Annotated in this window: 13 protein-coding genes; 8 read left to right on the forward strand and 5 right to left on the reverse strand. The window is 66.3% G+C overall.

The features are described from left to right. Nucleotides 1-82 precede the first annotated feature (82 nt). Together QRO93_RS12665 and QRO93_RS12670 are read right to left on the reverse strand one after the other, a co-directional pair. Nucleotides 83-1477 carry a glutamine synthetase family protein gene (locus QRO93_RS12665; RefSeq protein ID WP_006429229.1) on the reverse strand — a complete coding sequence of 465 codons (1395 nt, stop codon included), beginning with the start codon at nucleotides 1475-1477 and terminating at the stop codon, nucleotides 83-85. Beyond that, nucleotides 1474-2235 carry a gamma-glutamyl-gamma-aminobutyrate hydrolase family protein gene (locus QRO93_RS12670; RefSeq protein WP_180878299.1) on the reverse strand — a complete coding sequence of 254 codons (762 nt, stop codon included), beginning with the start codon at nucleotides 2233-2235 and terminating at the stop codon, nucleotides 1474-1476. The genes QRO93_RS12665 and QRO93_RS12670 overlap by 4 nt, the downstream gene beginning before the upstream one ends. A 160-nt stretch (nucleotides 2236-2395) precedes the next feature. Here QRO93_RS12670 and QRO93_RS12675 point away from each other — a divergent pair, with 160 nt between their 5' ends. The 3 genes from QRO93_RS12675 to QRO93_RS12685 all read left to right on the forward strand — a co-directional run bounded on the left by QRO93_RS12675 (nucleotide 2396) and on the right by QRO93_RS12685 (nucleotide 7100). Next, complete coding sequence (locus QRO93_RS12675) at nucleotides 2396-3673, forward strand: FAD-binding oxidoreductase (protein WP_180878298.1); 1278 nt, start codon at nucleotides 2396-2398, stop codon at nucleotides 3671-3673. A 51-nt stretch (nucleotides 3674-3724) separates the two neighbouring features. Next, nucleotides 3725-5329, forward strand: a complete 1605-nt coding sequence (locus tag QRO93_RS12680; RefSeq protein ID WP_180878297.1) for an MASE1 domain-containing protein — start codon at nucleotides 3725-3727, stop codon at nucleotides 5327-5329. Nucleotides 5330-5519: 190 nt separating this feature from the next. Continuing rightward, complete coding sequence (locus tag QRO93_RS12685) at nucleotides 5520-7100, forward strand: MASE1 domain-containing protein (protein WP_258010848.1); 1581 nt, start codon at nucleotides 5520-5522, stop codon at nucleotides 7098-7100. A gap of 111 nt (nucleotides 7101-7211) precedes the next feature. Here QRO93_RS12685 and QRO93_RS12690 read toward each other — a convergent pair whose 3' ends face one another. Continuing rightward, nucleotides 7212-7502, reverse strand: coding sequence for a hypothetical protein (locus tag QRO93_RS12690; protein WP_238581863.1), 291 nt, complete (start codon nucleotides 7500-7502; stop codon nucleotides 7212-7214). Between the two features lie 490 nt (nucleotides 7503-7992). Between QRO93_RS12690 and QRO93_RS12695 the strand changes: the two genes are divergently transcribed. Together QRO93_RS12695 and QRO93_RS12700 are read left to right on the forward strand one after the other, a co-directional pair. Continuing rightward, nucleotides 7993-9336: a diguanylate cyclase gene (locus tag QRO93_RS12695; protein ID WP_006429166.1), complete on the forward strand. Its 1344-nt coding sequence runs from the start codon at nucleotides 7993-7995 to the stop codon at nucleotides 9334-9336. Nucleotides 9337-9421: 85 nt separating this feature from the next. Then, complete coding sequence (locus tag QRO93_RS12700) at nucleotides 9422-9883, forward strand: bacteriohemerythrin (protein WP_006429165.1); 462 nt, start codon at nucleotides 9422-9424, stop codon at nucleotides 9881-9883. Here QRO93_RS12700 and QRO93_RS12705 read toward each other — a convergent pair. Further along, on the reverse strand, nucleotides 9864-11165 hold the full coding sequence (locus QRO93_RS12705; protein ID WP_049458212.1) for an MFS transporter: 1302 nt from the start codon (nucleotides 11163-11165) through the stop codon (nucleotides 9864-9866). The two genes, QRO93_RS12700 and QRO93_RS12705, sit on opposite strands and share 20 nt — an antisense overlap. Nucleotides 11166-11312: 147 nt before the next feature. Here QRO93_RS12705 and QRO93_RS12710 point away from each other — a divergent pair, with 147 nt between their 5' ends. Further along, nucleotides 11313-11954 (forward strand): hypothetical protein, encoded by a 642-nt coding sequence (locus tag QRO93_RS12710; RefSeq protein ID WP_180878295.1) that lies wholly within the window; start codon nucleotides 11313-11315, stop codon nucleotides 11952-11954. A gap of 155 nt (nucleotides 11955-12109) precedes the next feature. Here QRO93_RS12710 and QRO93_RS12715 read toward each other — a convergent pair whose 3' ends face one another. Continuing rightward, on the reverse strand, nucleotides 12110-13606 hold the full coding sequence (locus QRO93_RS12715; protein ID WP_180878294.1) for an aldehyde dehydrogenase: 1497 nt from the start codon (nucleotides 13604-13606) through the stop codon (nucleotides 12110-12112). 104 nt (nucleotides 13607-13710) lie between these two features. Between QRO93_RS12715 and QRO93_RS12720 the strand changes: the two genes are divergently transcribed. Then, nucleotides 13711-15063 (forward strand): aspartate aminotransferase family protein, encoded by a 1353-nt coding sequence (locus QRO93_RS12720; RefSeq protein WP_049458209.1) that lies wholly within the window; start codon nucleotides 13711-13713, stop codon nucleotides 15061-15063. A gap of 63 nt (nucleotides 15064-15126) precedes the next feature. Beyond that, nucleotides 15127-16005, forward strand: coding sequence for a plasmid replication/partition related protein (locus QRO93_RS12725; RefSeq protein WP_053449257.1), 879 nt, complete (start codon nucleotides 15127-15129; stop codon nucleotides 16003-16005). Nucleotides 16006-16032 lie beyond the last annotated feature (27 nt).

Genomic DNA, 16032 nt, shown 5'->3' on the forward strand with positions numbered 1-16032 from the left:
AGAATGCGGGAAGGGGGGGCCGGCGGAGCCGGCAACGGGTGCCAGCCTACCCCCCGGCGGCGGATTTTTCTATTGCGGATGCTCAGACGTTCAGCAGCAGGAACTCGCGTTCCCACGAGCTGATCACGCGGAAAAAGGTCTCGTATTCCTTGCGCTTGACCGAGATGTAGGCCCGGCAGAAACGCTCGCCCAGCAGCGCCTGCAGCGCGCCGCACTGTTCCAGGCCATCCAGCGCCTCGCCCAGCGAGCGCGGCAGGTTGTAGCCCAGTTCCTTGGCACTGCCGCTGACCGGTGCATCCGGTGCCAGGCGCTCGCGGATACCCAGCAGGCCACAGGCCAGGGTGGCCGCCATGGCCAGGTAGGGGTTGGCGTCGGAACCGGCAAAACGGCTTTCGACGCGCATGTTTTCCGGGGTATCCAGCGGCACCCGCAGGCCGCAGGTGCGGTTGTCGAACCCCCAGTGCACGTTGCTTGGTGAAACCTCGCCGAACACCAGCCGGCGGTAGGAATTCACGTTCGGCGCGAAGAAGGCCATGGCCATCGGTACATACTTCTGCAGGCCCGCCAGGTAGTGGGCGAACATGGGGCTGAAATCCTCGCCGCCATGCTCGCCACTGAACACGTTCTGGCCGTCGCTGATCCGTACCAGGCTCTGGTGGATGTGCATGGCACTGCCCGGCTCGTTCTCCATCGGCTTGGCCAGGAAGGTGGCGTACACGCCGTGGCGCATCGCCGATTCGCGCATGGTGCGCTTGAACAGGAACACCTGGTCGGCCAGGTCCATCGCGTTGGCGTGGGTGAAATTGACCTCCAGCTGCGCCGCGCCGGACTCGTGGATCAGCGTGTCGACGTCCAGCTTCATCGCGTCGCAGTAGTCGTACATCAGGTCGAGGATCGGGTCGAACTCGTTGACCGCATCGATCGAGTAGGACTGGCGCGCCGTTTCCGGACGGCCCGAGCGGCCCGCCGGGGGCAGCAGCGGGAAATCCGGGTCGGTGTTCTTCTGCACCAGGAAGAACTCCAGTTCCGGTGCCACGACCGGGCGCAGGCCCAGTTCGGCATAGGCGTCCAGCACCCTGCGCAGCACGTTGCGCGGGGCCAGCTCGTGCGGTTCGCCGGTCTTGGTGTAGCAGTCGTGGATGATCTGCGCCGTCGGGTCGGTGGCCCAGGGCACCATGCGCACGGTGTCCGGGTCCGGACGCAGGATCATGTCCGAATCCGACGGCGAGGTCAGGTCGTAGTAATCGTCGGGGAACTCGCCGGTGACCGTAGTGGCGAAGATGCCTTCCGGCAAGCGCGTGCCGTAATCGTGCGAGAACTTGTCGGCGGGGATGATCTTGCCGCGCGCGTTGCCGGTGATGTCCGGCACCAGGCATTCGACCTCGGTGATCCGCCGCTCCTTCAGCCAGCGCAGCAGGCTGCTTTCCTGAGGTGCGGGGGGCGTGGCCGTCTTGCGCGGGCGCGTTCGGGAACTCATCGGGAATCCAGTCGGTTCTGTTGGTGCTGCCGGCAAGCTTGGCCGAACGCACGGAAAATAGCGTGATAGAACGGCGCCTGCATGACACGCCACTCCGGGTGCCACTGTACGCCGAGCACGAATCGATGATGCAGGCTGCGCGCCGCCTCGACCAGCCCGTCGTCGGCCACCGCCTCGACCTGCAGCCCCCGCGCCAGGCGGGCGATGCCCTGCCCATGCACCGAATTGACCTGCACGCGCTCGCCCTCGTGCCACTGCGCCAGCCAGCCATCGGCTGCCAGCGTGACCGCGTGGGCCGGGCCGTACTGCACCTCCACCGGCGCCTGCGGGTCCTCGCGATGGTCATCCAGGCCCGGCACCACATGCACCTGCGGATGCAGGCTGCCGCCCAGTGCGACGTTCAACTCCTGGAAGCCGCGGCAGATCGCCAGCACCGGCAGGTCCAGCGCCAGCGCCTCCTGCAGCAGCGCGAAGGCGTTGGCATCACGCGCCGGATCATGCGGATTGCCCGGCCAGCTGCGGCCGCCTTCATAGTGCTGTGGTTCGATGTTGCTGACCGCGCCGGTCAACAGCAGGCCATCGAGCCCCTGCAGCCAGTCACTGGCCGGCAACGGCGGCTGCAGGCTCGGCAACACCAGCGGGGTGACGCTGGCCGCCTCGACCAGCGCGCGCACGTACTTCTCGCCGGCCACTGCGAAACGGTGATGGCCGAGCACGGTACTGTCGGTGGGCAGGCCCACCCAGGGCAGGCGGCGCATGGAAAACTCCTTGGCGTATGGACACGTTACCCGTCGCCCGACGAACGCGGCAAGTCATCACCGTCACACCATGGCCGTCATCCATCGGCGAAACTACGCGGGTGAACACCGATCACCCTCCCCCACTCCGACCATCCGCGCCGCAAGCGCGAGGCCTGCAGTGAGCGCTGCCTTCCCACCCAGCTGGTACGCCGCCAGCCTGCCCGAACCACCCGCGCTGCCCGCGCTGCGGGGCGATGTGCAGGCCGATGTGGCCGTGCTTGGCGCCGGCTATACCGGCCTGACCGCGGCACTGGAACTGGCGGCACGGGGCCAGCGGGTGGTCCTGCTGGAAGCACAGCGGATCGGCTGGGGCGCCTCCGGGCGCAACGGCGGGCAGGCGCTGGTTGGCTACGGCTGCGAGGTGGATGAGCTGGAGCGCCAGCTCGGCCGCGACGATGCCCGCCGCCTGTTCGACTGGTCGCGCGATGCCGTGCAGGCGATGCGCACGCGCATCGACCGCCATGGCATCGATTGCCACTGGGTGGAAGGCCACGCCAGCGTCGCCATCCGCGAGCGTCACGAGCGTGATCTGCGCGCCAGCTGTGAGCACCTGCAGCGTCACTACGACTACCCCATGCAGTGGTGGGGCCGTGACACCCTGCATGCGCAACTGGACAGCCCGCGCTACCGCGCCGCGATGTTCGACCCGCTCAGCGCGCACCTTCAGCCGCTGGCCTATGCACGTGGCCTGGCCGATGCAGCGCGCTCCGCCGGCGTGGTCATTCACGAGGATTCGCCCGTGGTGCGCATCCAGCGTGGCTCCCAACCCGCGCTGCACACGGCGCAGGGCAGCGTGCGCGCCGCGCACCTGGTGGTGGCCGGCAACGCCTGGCTGCAGGGCCTGCTGCCCGAGCTGGAGCGGCGGATCATGCCGGTCGGCACCTATATCGGTGCCAGCGCGCCACTGGGTGCGCAGCGCGCCCGCGCCCTGATCGGCAACAACATGGCCGTGGCCGACACCGCCTGGGCACTGGACTATTTCCGCCTCAGCCACGACCACCGCCTGCTGTTCGGCGGCCGCGCCAGCTATTCGGCCCTGCCCCCGCCCGGGCTGCACGGGGTGATGCAGCGGCGCATGCACCAGGTCTTCCCGCAACTGGCCGACGTGCCGCTGGAACAGGTCTGGGGCGGCTACGTGGACATTACCCGCAACCGCGCCCCGCACTGGGGCCGGCTGGATGGCAACCTGTACTTCGCGCAGGGGTTCTCGGGGCATGGCGTGGCCGCCGCCGGGCTGGCTGGCGAGGTCATCGCCGCCGCCATTGCGGGCCAGAGCGAGCGCCTGGACGTGTTCCAGCGCCTGCGGCATGCGCCCTTCCCGGGAGGGCGGTTGCTGCGGATGCCGCTGCTGGTGGCGGCGATGTCGTGGTACAAGCTGCGGGATGCGTTGTGGTAGCGGAACCCTTCCCAGCCACATAATCGGTGCAGGAGCTGGGGGAGCACGTGGATGCGGTGGTGGAAGGACGGCCTGCAGGTGAGGATACGGGTCAGCCCCGAGGGGCTGGCACTGGCGCTGCTCTATGCCTTCGCCTGCTGGGGCGCGCGCAAGCTGTCACTGGACCAGTTCTTCCTGCCTGCTGGCGTACGGGTGGCCGCACTGCTGCTGTGCCCGCCCCGGCTCTGGCCTTATCTGCTGATCGGTGAATACGCCTACTTCGCGCATCTACGCATCCCCCTGATCAGCAAATACAACCTGACCTGGGTGATCCTCGCCTCGGTGTTCCTGATGCCTGCCGTGATGCTGATCGTGCGGCTGCACCGGAAGCTGCTGGCACGCACCACGATCGTCGGCGTGATCTCCATTGCGGCATGCGCCGCGATGGTCATCAGCCTGCTGAACCTGGGGATCTCGTACCTGCTCTGGGAACCGTTGCACAACGCGTCATTCATCACCAACCTGCTGCGCTATGCGCTGGGCGACTTCACCGGCATCCTGATCCTGGCGCCTCTGGCTCTGCTGTGGATCCGCCGGGCCGAGGAAGAATGGACGGTCCGGTCCATTGCTGCCGTGGCAGGAGCACTCGCAGCCATGCTTGTCGTTGGCCTGCAGGCGACTCCGGTGTCTGCCTCGATCACGGCGCCTGGCTCACTGCAGTTGCTGTTGATCCTGCCTATTCCCGCGATCGCCCTGACCTGCCTGCTGGGATGGCGCGGTGCGGCCATCGGTGTCGCCGCCGTGAACATGATGCTTGGCCTGAGCGCCCCTGCCGACCATCCGACGGCATTCGACCCGGCCACGTTCGCTACCCAGCAGGCCATGGCCATCGCCAGCATCGCCCTGCTGCTGCTGGGCGCGCGCATCACCCACTTCCAGAGCCAGCATCGGTTGCGCGAGGAAGATGGCAGAGCAGCCCTGCTGCTTGCGCGGAACTCACACCTGGCCAGCGAGATGGACCTGCGTGAGCGTGCGGCCCATCTGCGCCAACTGGGCGATGGCATGGACCTGTCGCTGAACGAAATGGTGAACTGGCTGCATGCGCAGGGCCATCACGCTGTCGCAGACAGCCTGCGGCATACCTCGGAGGTGCATTCACGCCTGTTCCGGGCCCAGGCCAGCATGATCTATCCCGCCGCCCTGGAACGGCTGGGCCTGTACGTGGCCTTGCAGGCGGGTGGAGTGCGTGAGGCATGGAACGCCACGCATCGAATCGGGCAACCCAGGTTGATGGGTGACCCCTGCGCGCTCGGGGTAGGCTTGCAGCTTGCGGCCTACCGGCTTGTAGTTGATGCGGTATCACTTCTACTGAGATGCGAATCCGGACAAATTTCGGTCAGCATCCGCTGTGGATGTTTCGCCCGGAATCCGGGTGTATTCATCTGCGTAGCCCTCGTGGGTCGGAACGAATCTTTGGGAATCCGGACCACGGAACTGGCAAATGAGCAGTTGCTGGGCCGAATTCTTGTGCATGGTGGCCACATGGACATGAGTGGCAACAGACTCAGGATCGTATTGACGGAAGCGCGGGGAGGTTCCAGCCAGGCGAGCGCTACCGAAGCTTTGGGGGGACGTACATCCTCCATTGACCCAGGCGCTCCGCGGGCCGCAACCTGACTTCCTCATAGAAACGAGATGCAGATCACTACTCGAAGGTGATCCTTGTTCGGCACCGCCTTGCCCCCCCCCCCCAAGGCGGTCCAGCTCGTGTGATTGCGCGCCCGTGCTTCTATGGATACTGTCACCCAATGGCGCGTTCAAACAAGCAATGGGGCCGCCGCCATGTCACGAGCATTGGAGGCTTGGGTTGAATTGGTGGAAGAGGGGAATTGAACTGACGTTCCGCGTGCGGCCCTTGGGGCTGGCGATTGCCGTGATGTACGCGATTACGTGTTGGGCCGCTTGGCGGGTTTCGCTGGACCAGTTTTACCTGCCTGCCGGCATTCGCGTAGCGGCTTTGCTTGTGTGTCCACCTCGCCTCTGGCCCTACCTGCTTATTGGCGAGTACGCGTACTTCGCACAACTGCGCTACCCGTTGATAGATGAGTATGGGCTGGCATGGGTAATCCTGGGTTCGGCATTCCTGCTGCCAGCCGTTGCTCTGGTTGTATATGCGCATCGAAAATTCATGACTGCCAGGGCAGATGGATGGCTGCTTTCGGTCGCGGTGTCAGCCGCAGTGATTGCTACTGCCCTCAAGCTTGGGCTGTCTCACTTGCTTTCAGAGAACCCTTCAAGCGTGCCGATTGCGACAAGGGCCGTACGCTTCGTCCTTGGTGACTACATTGCCATCCTGACGGTTGCGCCACTGGCGGTTCTCTGGAGCAGGCGCCATGCAATGGACGAATGGGGACGCTGGCGCTCTCCCCCGACTGTCGCCGCTCTTGCAGTGATGCTGGGACTGGGTCTGATTACCGCAATGGCCCCTGGCTTGTCGGATGCAAGCAAGACAAGTCTGCAGTTGACCATGGCGCTGCCCGTGATCGTGTTGACATGTATTCATGGCTGGCAGGGAGCAGCCGTTGGCGTCCCCCTGTTGAACATTCTCATTGCAGTGGTTACTCCTACATCCGGCCTCCTTGGCTCATACGATGAACGAACCTTCACGACGCAGCAGCTGATCGCCATTGCAGGAACCGGGCTGCTGGCACTCGGCTCACGCATCAGCCGGCACTATCATCAGCGGGGGCGTAGAGACGTAGACGGGCACCAGGCTGCACGACTATCAAGGTCCGCTCATATGGCGGGCGAAATGGATCTGCGGGAGCGTGCCCTGGATCTCAGGAGAATCGCGGATGACATTGAAGCTTCCTTGAGCAGGACAGCCGACCTGTTGAAGACACATGGCCATCACTCGCCGGCAGTGGATCTACTTCTCACATCCACCGCACATTCCCGCCAATTCCGCGAATTGACCAGCATGGTCTATCCGACCGAGGTCGAGCACGTCGGTCTCTACCTGGCCCTGCAGGTCAGCGGCATTCGTGAAAGCTGGAATCAGACACATAGGATCACATCCCCCTTCCTGACTGGGGATCCCTGCAAACTGAGTATTCCCTTGCAGTTGGCGGCCTACCGCACTCTCACCGAGGCCGTTTCATTGCTGCTCAAGCAGGAACAAGGACAGATCCAGATACGTGCTCGCTGTGGGAAATTGAAAGGGCAACAAGGAATTCTGCTCAGAATCGCTCTGCTGGACCGTGATCGCGATCTGCTACTCGACACAACACGTCTGGCTATTGAACGTCTGAGTTCCCGCGCACAAGCCTATGGAGGGAAAGTGCACTGCGAAGGGAACTGCGTACGTGTGCTGCTCCTGGAGACCGCAGCCAGCGGCGCGCAAAGCAGCATGCAGGCCGCCTGGGCAAGCCGAGCGGACATAGCCTGACTCTTGCCAGCCATCGGAACGGAAGGCCGGCACGATCAGATCATGGCAGGAGCCGCCCCCCCGGCTCCTGCTTCGTCGATATGCGCAATCGTGGCGCCAACGAGAGTGTCCTCAGCCTGCGGTATCCATAGACTCGACGACCCATACAGCGCTTGCACCTTCTCCATAGACAACCAACGAGAACTGAGCACTCTGGAACACCACGCGCCGGACAACCTTCTCGGGCAAACTCAGTCGATGCGAGGGCAAAGACACCTTAGCCGCACTCTTGCCAGCCGGCAGCGTCCAGAACGTGGCGTCGACATTTCCCACGATCAGCACGACCTGACCCGAGAGATCATTCACTTGGTAGTAACTGATCCCATCACGCTCGAACCCATAGACAAGCCAGTTTGGGTTCAAACTCAGATTCGTGGCTGCTGGCAGAGATTCTCCCAGACCGCTCCGAGCCATATGGATTCCGTTGTCGCCACTGGGGCAACACGCTGATGCGCTGAAAGCAGACACAGAAAGCAGGACAGCGGCAGGAAGCAACACTCGCAGTTCAGAAAATCTCACGCTCACCCCCATGGATGGTTGGAATGACAGCTCCAGGCAATTCCGTTTCGCCACCCCACGACTGGATGGCGCTCGACCTCGCTTGAAGGGTTCCTTCGTTCGACGCAGCCGTGTCCAATGCACCAGTAGGGGTGGCGCGACCCAGCATAACCATGCCGCGCCGTGAGCGCCATGAAGGGAGTGCGTTCGAATCTCACCCTGTTGTCCTAGAGATTCCCGGCGAACTGACCCGAACCAGGCAGGGCAGATATGTCCACAACCGAGGGCTCCGGCTAAAGTTGCACCCGAAACTGCCGCTATCCGTGCCGAGCCCTCCCTCGTGAGCCACCGCATCATGCCCGTGCTGCCGCAGGCCGCCGTCGATGGCGACCTGGCCGATCCGCTGCCACAGCGGATCCTGCTGGTCGAAAACTCCCGTGCTTTCACTGGCATGCTGCGCGAGGCCATCGAGCAACGCCTGGAACTGCCGGTGGTGATCGCCTCCACCCTGGCCGAGGCCGACCGCCTGCTGAGCGAGGATGGGGGCTGGTTCCTGGTGCTGACCGGGCTGGTGCTGGCCGATGGCGACCGCGATGCGGTGGTCGAGTTCTTCCTCAAGCGCGGCCTGCCGACCGTGGTGGTCAGCAGCGTCTACGATGAAGACCTGCGCAAGCGCGTGCTGCAGCAGCAGATCATCGACTACGTGCTGAAGAACACCCCCGGCAGCATCGATTACCTTGTCTGGCTGGTGCAGCGGCTGGAGCGCAACCGTCGCATCGCGGCGCTGGTGGTGGACGATTCGCCCTCCGCGCGCGGCTACGCCGCCGCCCTGCTGCGCATGTATGGCCATGAGGTGCACGAGGCCGCCGACGGCAACGAAGGCCTGGCCGCGATCGAGGCGCATCCGGCGATCCGCCTGGCGGTGGTCGACCAGGAGATGCCCGGCATGCAGGGCGTGGAGTTCACCCGCCGCCTGCGTACCCTGCGCTCGCGCGACAAGGTGGCGGTGATCGGCATCTCCGGCAATACCGATGCGTCACTGATCCCACGCTTCCTGAAGAACGGCGCCAACGACTTCCTGCGCAAGCCCTTCTCGCGCGAGGAGTTCTTCTGCCGGGTCTCGCAGAACGTGGACCAGCTGGAACTGATCGGCACCCTGCAGGACCTGGCCACCCGCGATTTCCTCACCGGCCTGCCCAACCGCCGTTGTTTCCTTGAGCAGAGCCAGCGCCAGCTGCCGCAGCTGCAGCTGCACGGCCAATGCGTGGCGGTGGCGATGATCGACATCGACCACTTCAAGCACATCAACGACACCTACGGCCACGAAGCCGGCGACGATGCGCTGCGCGCGGTAGCCGGCGCGGTGGCCGCGCACGCGCGCAGCCAGGACCTGATCGCGCGCTTCGGTGGCGAGGAGTTCTGCCTGCTGGTGCCTGACATGGAACAGGACGAGGCGCTGCTGTACTTCGAGGAACTGCGCCAGCGCATCGCCGCGCTGGAAGTGGACATCGGCTCGGCCACCCTGCGCATGACCGTCAGCATCGGCCTGTGCTGCCTGCGCCCGCAGCGTGATGCGCTGCACCGGCTGATCTCCGAGGCCGACCGCCAGCTGTACCTGGCCAAGGCCGGCGGCCGCAACCGGGTCAGCTGTACCACCATGGCCAGTCCGTTGCGCCCACGCGAGCCCGCCCTGCCCTGACCGGCACGCCTTGATCCAGATCAACGCCGCCCGCGCGCCGCGGTTCTACAGTCGGCCCCGACATACGCATGAAGGGGAGCCGGGGATGGCACTACTGGTCTGGCAGGACGATCTGAACATCGGCATCGATGTGATCGATCAGCAACATCGCCGCATCATCGAGATGCTCAACCACCTGCACGTGGCCCAGGCCAGCATGCAGCGTGCGGCGGTGGGCGAAGTGATCGATGAAGTGGTCGACTACACCATGTCGCACTTCGCGTTCGAGGAAGAGCTGATGGAGGAGGCGGGTTATCCGTTCTGTGCCGCGCACAAGCGTGTGCATGAGGTCTTCATCAAGCGCGTGGCCGAGTACCGGCTGCGCTTCCAGGCCGGCGAGGACATCAGCGACGAGCTGCGCACCATGCTCTCGCGCTGGCTGTTCAACCACATCCGTGGCGATGACCAGGCCTACGCCGAGCAGGTCAAGGCGCACCTGAACCAGTTCGCCCGCGAGCACCAGGGCGGCGGCTGGCTGGGGCGCACGCTCAAGCGCTTCTTTGGTTGAGCCGCAGTGCGCGCCGGTGCAGTGCCACCAGCGCGCACAGGGTGGCCACCGCAGTCAGGCACAGGTAGTAACCCACCGCGACCAGGCCGAAGTGTTCGGCCAACCACGTGGCCAGGTACGGTGCCGGGGCCGCACCCAGAATGCCGGCCAGGTTGAATGACAGCGACGCCCCGGTATAGCGCACCTCCACCGGGTAGATCTCGGCCAGGAAGGTGCCGCATGGCCCGTAGGTCAGGCCCATCAGGAACAGGCCCAGGCACAGGAAGCCGGTAACCAGCCACGGGCTGTGCGGCTGGAACAGCGGTGCGAACAGCACGCCGAATCCGACGATCAGCACGCTGGCCACGATCATCGTGCGGCGCGTGCCCCAGCGGTCGCCATAGCGTGCCGACAGCGGGATGCCCAGTGCGAAGAACAACATGCCGGCCATCTGCATCAGCAGGAACTGTTCGCGGCTGTAGCCCAGCACCGCGGTGCCATGGCCGAGGCTGAACACCGTCATCAGGTAGAACAGCACGAAGGTGGCGAACGCCCCCAACGTGCCCAGCAGCATCGGCACCGGGTGGTCTCGCAGCACCGTCAGCATCGGCAGCCGCACCGGCGCCTTGCGTTCCAGCGCCTTCTTGAAGTCGGGGGTCTCGTGGATGTTCAGGCGCACCCACAGGCCAAGGCCGACCAGCAGCGCGCTGGCCACGAACGGAATGCGCCAGCCCCACTGCAGGAAGTCGTCCTGGCTCAGGCAGCGGCCCAGCACCAGGAAGATGCCGGCTGACAGCAGGAAGCCGAGCGGCGCACCCAGCTGCGGGAACATGCCGTACCAGGCGCGCTTGCCCGGCGGCGCGTTCTCGGTGGCCAGCAGCACCGCCCCGCCCCACTCGCCGCCCAGGCCCAGACCCTGGCCGAACCGGCACAGCGCCAGCAGCGCAGGTGCCCACAGGCCGATCTGCGCATGGGTCGGCAGCAGGCCGATCAGTACCGTGGACAGGCCCATGGTCAGCAACGCGGCCACCAGGGTGGCCTTGCGGCCGATGCGGTCGCCGAAGTGGCCGAACACCGCCGAGCCGACGGGCCGGGCAATGAACGCCACCGCGAAGGTCGCCAACGACTGCAGCAGTGCCGCCTGTTCGCTGCTGTCCGGGAAGAACAGGTGCGGGAACACCAGCACCGCGGCCGTGGCGTAGATATAGAAGTCGAAGAACTCGATGGTGGTGCCGATCAGGCTGGCCAGCAGGACGCGGCGGGGGGAATTCACGGGCGGTGCGGCAGCGCGGGTCGTCGACATCGGCAACACGGGTAACGGTGGATCGCCCGATTCTGCCACGGGCCGGTGGCCACACGGGGCAATGGTTTCAGCCGACACCGATGCCAACGAAATTTTTCGGGCCGCCCGCTAGGCTGCGCCACCGGTCCCTGCATGGATGCCTTGCCGATGGCTGCAGTTGCGTTGTCGTGGTCCGATTCCCCGAAGCTGCCGCGCATGGCGGCGTGGCTGGTGGTACTGCTGGTGCATGGCCTGATGGCGCTGTGGTTGTGGGGCAGTGGCCGGATCGTGCTGCGTGCTGACGATGGCGCACGGATCTCGTTGCGCTGGCTGCCACCGGAGCTGCCGGCGCCGGCGCCGTCACTTCCGGCGTTGCCCTCCGTACCGATGACACGCCGGGCTGCATCGGTGAAGCCCCACCCTGCCCCGATTGCGCAGGCGGAGACCGCCCTGCCCGCCGAAGGGGCACCGGCGGCTGAGGCGCCGCTGATCCTGGGCCTGCCTGCGGGCAGCATCGAGGGTGGCGATGGCATCAGCGCGGCGGGGATGGCGCCACGCCTGATCGGTCGCCGCGAGGTGCATGCTGCGTTCGCACCGCGCCGCAACCATTTCCGCATCCGCCGGCAGATGACCCCGGAGCAGATCGTGCACGGCGTGGCGCAGCTGCTGGGGCTGTGGCCGCCCGGGTATATCGTCGACCCTTGCGAGCTGGGGAAGCAGGATATGGACTACTTCCAGAATGCGGTTGAAGAGGCCGATCGCGACCTGCTGCGTGCTGCGGTCCTGCAGGTGAGTGCACGCTGCCGGTAATCTGCATTCCGCGAACGGCAGTCGAGCAAGCTCGCCTCTACTCAAACGCGGCGCTTCCGTAGCGTCGAGCTTGCTCGACGGCTTTTGCCCTTCTGCATCTCGCGGAGAGCAGTCGAGCGTGGCTCGACTCTACAGAAGCGCGGGCAACTCCGACGCTACAACTGGATCCAGGTGGCCTTGATCTCGCTGTACTTGTCGAACGCGTGCAAGGATTTGTCGCGCCCATTGCCCGACTGCTTGTAGCCACCGAAGGGGGCGGTCATGTCGCCGCCATCCCAGCCGTTCACCCATACGCTGCCGGCGCGCAGCTGGCGTGCAACGCGATGCGCGCGACCAAGATCACGTGTCCACAGGCCGGCGGCCAATCCATAGCGGCTGTCGTTGGCCAGGCGCACGGCTTCGGCTTCGTCATCGAAACCCAGAACGGCCAGGACCGGCCCGAACACTTCCTCGCGTGCCAGGGCCTGCTCAGGCCGCACCTGGTCGAACACGGTGGGCTGCACATAGCAGCCGCCCGCTTCCACCTCGGCGCGATGACCGCCCAGCAGCAATCGGGCGCCCTCGCCTTCGGCACGCGCGATATCGCCCATCACCTTGTCCAGATGCGCGGCATCGACCAGCGCGCCCATCGGTGCGTCGGCTTCCAGCGGGTGGCGCGGCTGCATGTGCTGGCCATAGGCCACCACCTGGTGGACGAAATCCTCGCGGATCGAGCGTTGCACCAGCAGCCGCGAACCGGCGGTGCAGACTTCCCCCTGGTTGAAGAAGATGCCCTGCGCCACGCCCTTGGCCGCCGCATCGAGGTCCGGGGCGTCGGCGAACACCACGTGCGGGCTCTTGCCGCCGCATTCCAGCCAGACCCGCTTGAGGTTGGATCGGCCAGAGTATTCCAGCAGCTTCGCGCCAGTGGCGGTGGAGCCGGTGAAGGCCAGCACGTCCACGTCCATGTGCAGGGCCAGCGGTTCGCCGACGCGCGCTCCATGGCCGGGCAACACGTTCAGAACCCCGTCCGGCAGGCCCGCTTCGGCGGCCAGTGCCGCCAGCCGCAGCGCCGACAATGGCGACCGCTCGGAAGGCTTGAGCACCACCGAGTTGCCCATCGCCAGCGCCGGCGCGATCTTCCAGCAGGCCATCAGCAACGGGAAATTCCACGGCACGATGGCCGCCACCACGCCGGCGGCCTCGCGCGTGACCAGCCCCAGTTCGTGCGGGCCGGTGGGCGCGATCTCCCCGTACAGCTTGTCCACCGCTTCGGCGGTCCAGCTCAGGCAGCGCACCACGCCGGGCAGGTCGATGCGCCGCGCGTCGCGCACCGGCTTGCCCATGTCCAGGGTTTCCAGCAGCGCCAGCTCGTCGGCGTGTTTTTCCACCAGCGCGGCCAGCGCCAGCAGCACGCGCTTGCGATGCGCCGGGCTGGCCTGCGACCAGTGGCCCGCATCGAAGGAGCGGCGGGCCGCCAGCACGGCACGCTCCACGTCCTGCGCATCGCAGTCGGCGACCGCACCCAGCACGCGACCGTCGATCGGGCTGATGCAGTCGAAGCGGGCGCCGCTGGCAGCGTCGACCTGGCGGCCGTCGATGAAGGCCTGGCCGGGTATCGACAGCTGGAGTGCCAGCGCCTGCCAGTGGCTGCGGTCGGGGAAATCGGCCATGGGACACTCCTGCAATCAACCAGCCTTGCTTATACCGGGGCCGCCGCGACTTCGCCGTGACGCAGCTGCGCTACATTCGTCGCATCGCACCCGATGGAGCTGGCATGAAGCGTCCCGAAAGCGACCTGCACGACCTGGCCACCCAGCGCCCCGAGTCCCTGGACGCGTACTGGATGCCATTCACCGCCAATCGCCAGTACAAGGCGGCGCCGCGTGTACTGGTACGCGCCGAGGGCATGCACTACGAAGATGTCGATGGCCGCCCGATCCTCGACGGCACCGCCGGCCTGTGGTGCTGCAACGCCGGCCACGCGCGGCCACGCATCGTCGAGGCCATCGTCGAGCAGGCCCGCACGCTCGACTATTCACCGGCCTTCCAGATGGGCTCGCCGCCGGCCTTCGCACTGGCGCAGCGGCTGGCCGCACTGGCGCCGGCCGCGCTCAACCATGTGTTCTTCACCAGCTCCGGGTCCGAGGCGGTGGACACCGCGATGAAGATCGCGCTGGCCTACCACCGCCAGCGCGGCGAGGGCCAGCGCACCCGCTTCATCAGCCGCGAGAAGGCCTACCACGGGGTCGGCTTCGGCGGCATGGCTCTGGGCGGCCTGCCCAACAACCGCAGGGCATTCGGCCTGCAGCTGGGCGGCGTGGACTACCTGCGCCACACCCTGGACCTGCAGCGCAATGCGTTCAGCAAGGGCCTGCCACGCCAGGGCGCGGAGCTGGCCGATGACCTGGAACGGCTGATTGCGCTGCACGATGCCTCGACCATTGCCGCGGTGTTCGTTGAACCCATCGCCGGTTCGGCCGGGGTGATCCTGCCCGCACCGGGTTACCTGCAGCGGCTGCGCGAGCTGTGCGACCACCACGGCATCCTGCTGGTGTTCGATGAAGTGATCACCGGCTTCGGCCGGGTCGGCATGCCCTTTGCCGCGCAGCGTTTCGGGGTCACCCCGGACCTGCTGACCTTCGCCAAGGCGGTCAGCAACGGTGCGGTGCCGCTGGGCGGCGTGCTGGCCAGCGATGCGGTGCATGCCGCGTTGATGCAGGCGCCCCCGCAGGCGATCGAGCTGTTCCACGGCTACACCTATTCGGGCCATCCGCTGGCCTGCGCAGCGGCGCTGGCCACGCTGGAGGTCTATGCCGAGGAGCGCCTGTTCGAGCGCGCCATCGAGCTGGGTGAATACTGGCAGGAGCGGTTGCACGCCCTGCAGGGGCTGCCCAACGTGATCGATATCCGCAACTTCGGGCTGGTCGGTGCGGTGGAGCTGGCGCCACGCCGCGACACCCCCGGCAGCCGCGGCTACGAGGTGTTCCGCCGCTGCTTCCACGACGGCCGGCTGCTGGTGCGCTGTACCGGCGACATCATCGCGCTGTCGCCGCCATTGATCGTGGACAAGCCGCAGATCGACCAGATCACAGGCATCCTCGGCGAGATGATCCGGGCCACCGCCTGAGCCCGGGCCGGTGGTGGCGAGCAGGTACAATGGGCGGTTCCGCTCCTGCTCGCTGCCGTGCCCATGGATATCGTCGTCAAAGAAGAACTCAAGGCCTACATCGACCCGCTGACTGCGGACGAACATGACGCGCTGGAGCGCAGCATCCTGGCCGAAGGCTGCCGCGATGCGCTGGTGCTGTGGGGCGATGTGCTGGTCGACGGCCACAACCGCTTCGGCATCTGCCAGAAGCACGGCCTGCCGTTCAACACCGTGCAGAACACCCGCTTCCAGAGCATGGAAGACGTGCACCTGTGGATGATCGAGCAGCACCTGGGCCGCCGCAGCGTTTCGGACTTCCAGCGCGGCGTGCTGGCGCTGCGCAAGCGCGACATCCTGGCTGCCCGCAAGCAGGTCGAGCAGGCGCAGCTGCAGCGCGAGAGCGACGGCAGCGCCGAGATCGTCGAGGACGCCGGCGAAGACAGCCCGCCGTGGGAACCGGCGCCGAAGATCAGCCGCGCCGAGCTGGCCCGCGAAGCCAAGCTGAGCACCAGCCAGGTCGGCATGATCGAGCGCATCCATGCCCAGGCCGCCGCCGAGGTGGTCGAAGCAGTGAAGGCCGGCGTGATCTCGATCAGCGCCGCCGCAGCCGTGGCCGACCTGCCGGAAGACGAGCAGCGCGCCGCCGCCGCCGGTGGCAAGGACGAACTGAAGCAGGCCGCCAAGCGCGTGCGCGAGTCCAAGCGCAAGCCGCGGGCACCGAAGCCGGACGCGGCCGAGATGGACTTCGAGGAGCCGGATGAGGACGCGATCGCCAGCCGCGACGCCGACGTGCTGTCGGCACTGGAGCAGCTGGGCGAGGACGCACCGGCGCTGCGTCGCCGCGTCGTCGCGCTGACCCGCGAGAACGACACCCTGCGCGCGCAGCTGGCCGCGCTGCGCAAGCAACTCGAAGCGCTCTGAACCAGCGGCTAGTGCCGGCCGCTGGCC

Source organism: Stenotrophomonas maltophilia group sp. Smal17 (assembly GCF_030237045.1).
GTDB classification, from domain to species: Bacteria; Pseudomonadota; Gammaproteobacteria; order Xanthomonadales; family Xanthomonadaceae; genus Stenotrophomonas; species Stenotrophomonas forensis.

Coding starts and splice junctions, on each gene's coding strand:
- QRO93_RS12665 (WP_006429229.1), bottom strand. CDS start 1,477: ATGAGTTCCCGAACGCGCCCGCGCAAGACGGCCACGCCCCCCGCACCT.
- QRO93_RS12670 (WP_180878299.1), bottom strand. CDS start 2,235: ATGCGCCGCCTGCCCTGGGTGGGCCTGCCCACCGACAGTACCGTGCTC.
- QRO93_RS12680 (WP_180878297.1), top strand. CDS start 3,725: ATGCGGTGGTGGAAGGACGGCCTGCAGGTGAGGATACGGGTCAGCCCC.
- QRO93_RS12695 (WP_006429166.1), top strand. CDS start 7,993: ATGCCCGTGCTGCCGCAGGCCGCCGTCGATGGCGACCTGGCCGATCCG.
- QRO93_RS12700 (WP_006429165.1), top strand. CDS start 9,422: ATGGCACTACTGGTCTGGCAGGACGATCTGAACATCGGCATCGATGTG.
- QRO93_RS12705 (WP_049458212.1), bottom strand. CDS start 11,165: ATGTCGACGACCCGCGCTGCCGCACCGCCCGTGAATTCCCCCCGCCGC.
- QRO93_RS12710 (WP_180878295.1), top strand. CDS start 11,313: ATGGCTGCAGTTGCGTTGTCGTGGTCCGATTCCCCGAAGCTGCCGCGC.
- QRO93_RS12715 (WP_180878294.1), bottom strand. CDS start 13,606: ATGGCCGATTTCCCCGACCGCAGCCACTGGCAGGCGCTGGCACTCCAG.
- QRO93_RS12720 (WP_049458209.1), top strand. CDS start 13,711: ATGAAGCGTCCCGAAAGCGACCTGCACGACCTGGCCACCCAGCGCCCC.
- QRO93_RS12725 (WP_053449257.1), top strand. CDS start 15,127: ATGGATATCGTCGTCAAAGAAGAACTCAAGGCCTACATCGACCCGCTG.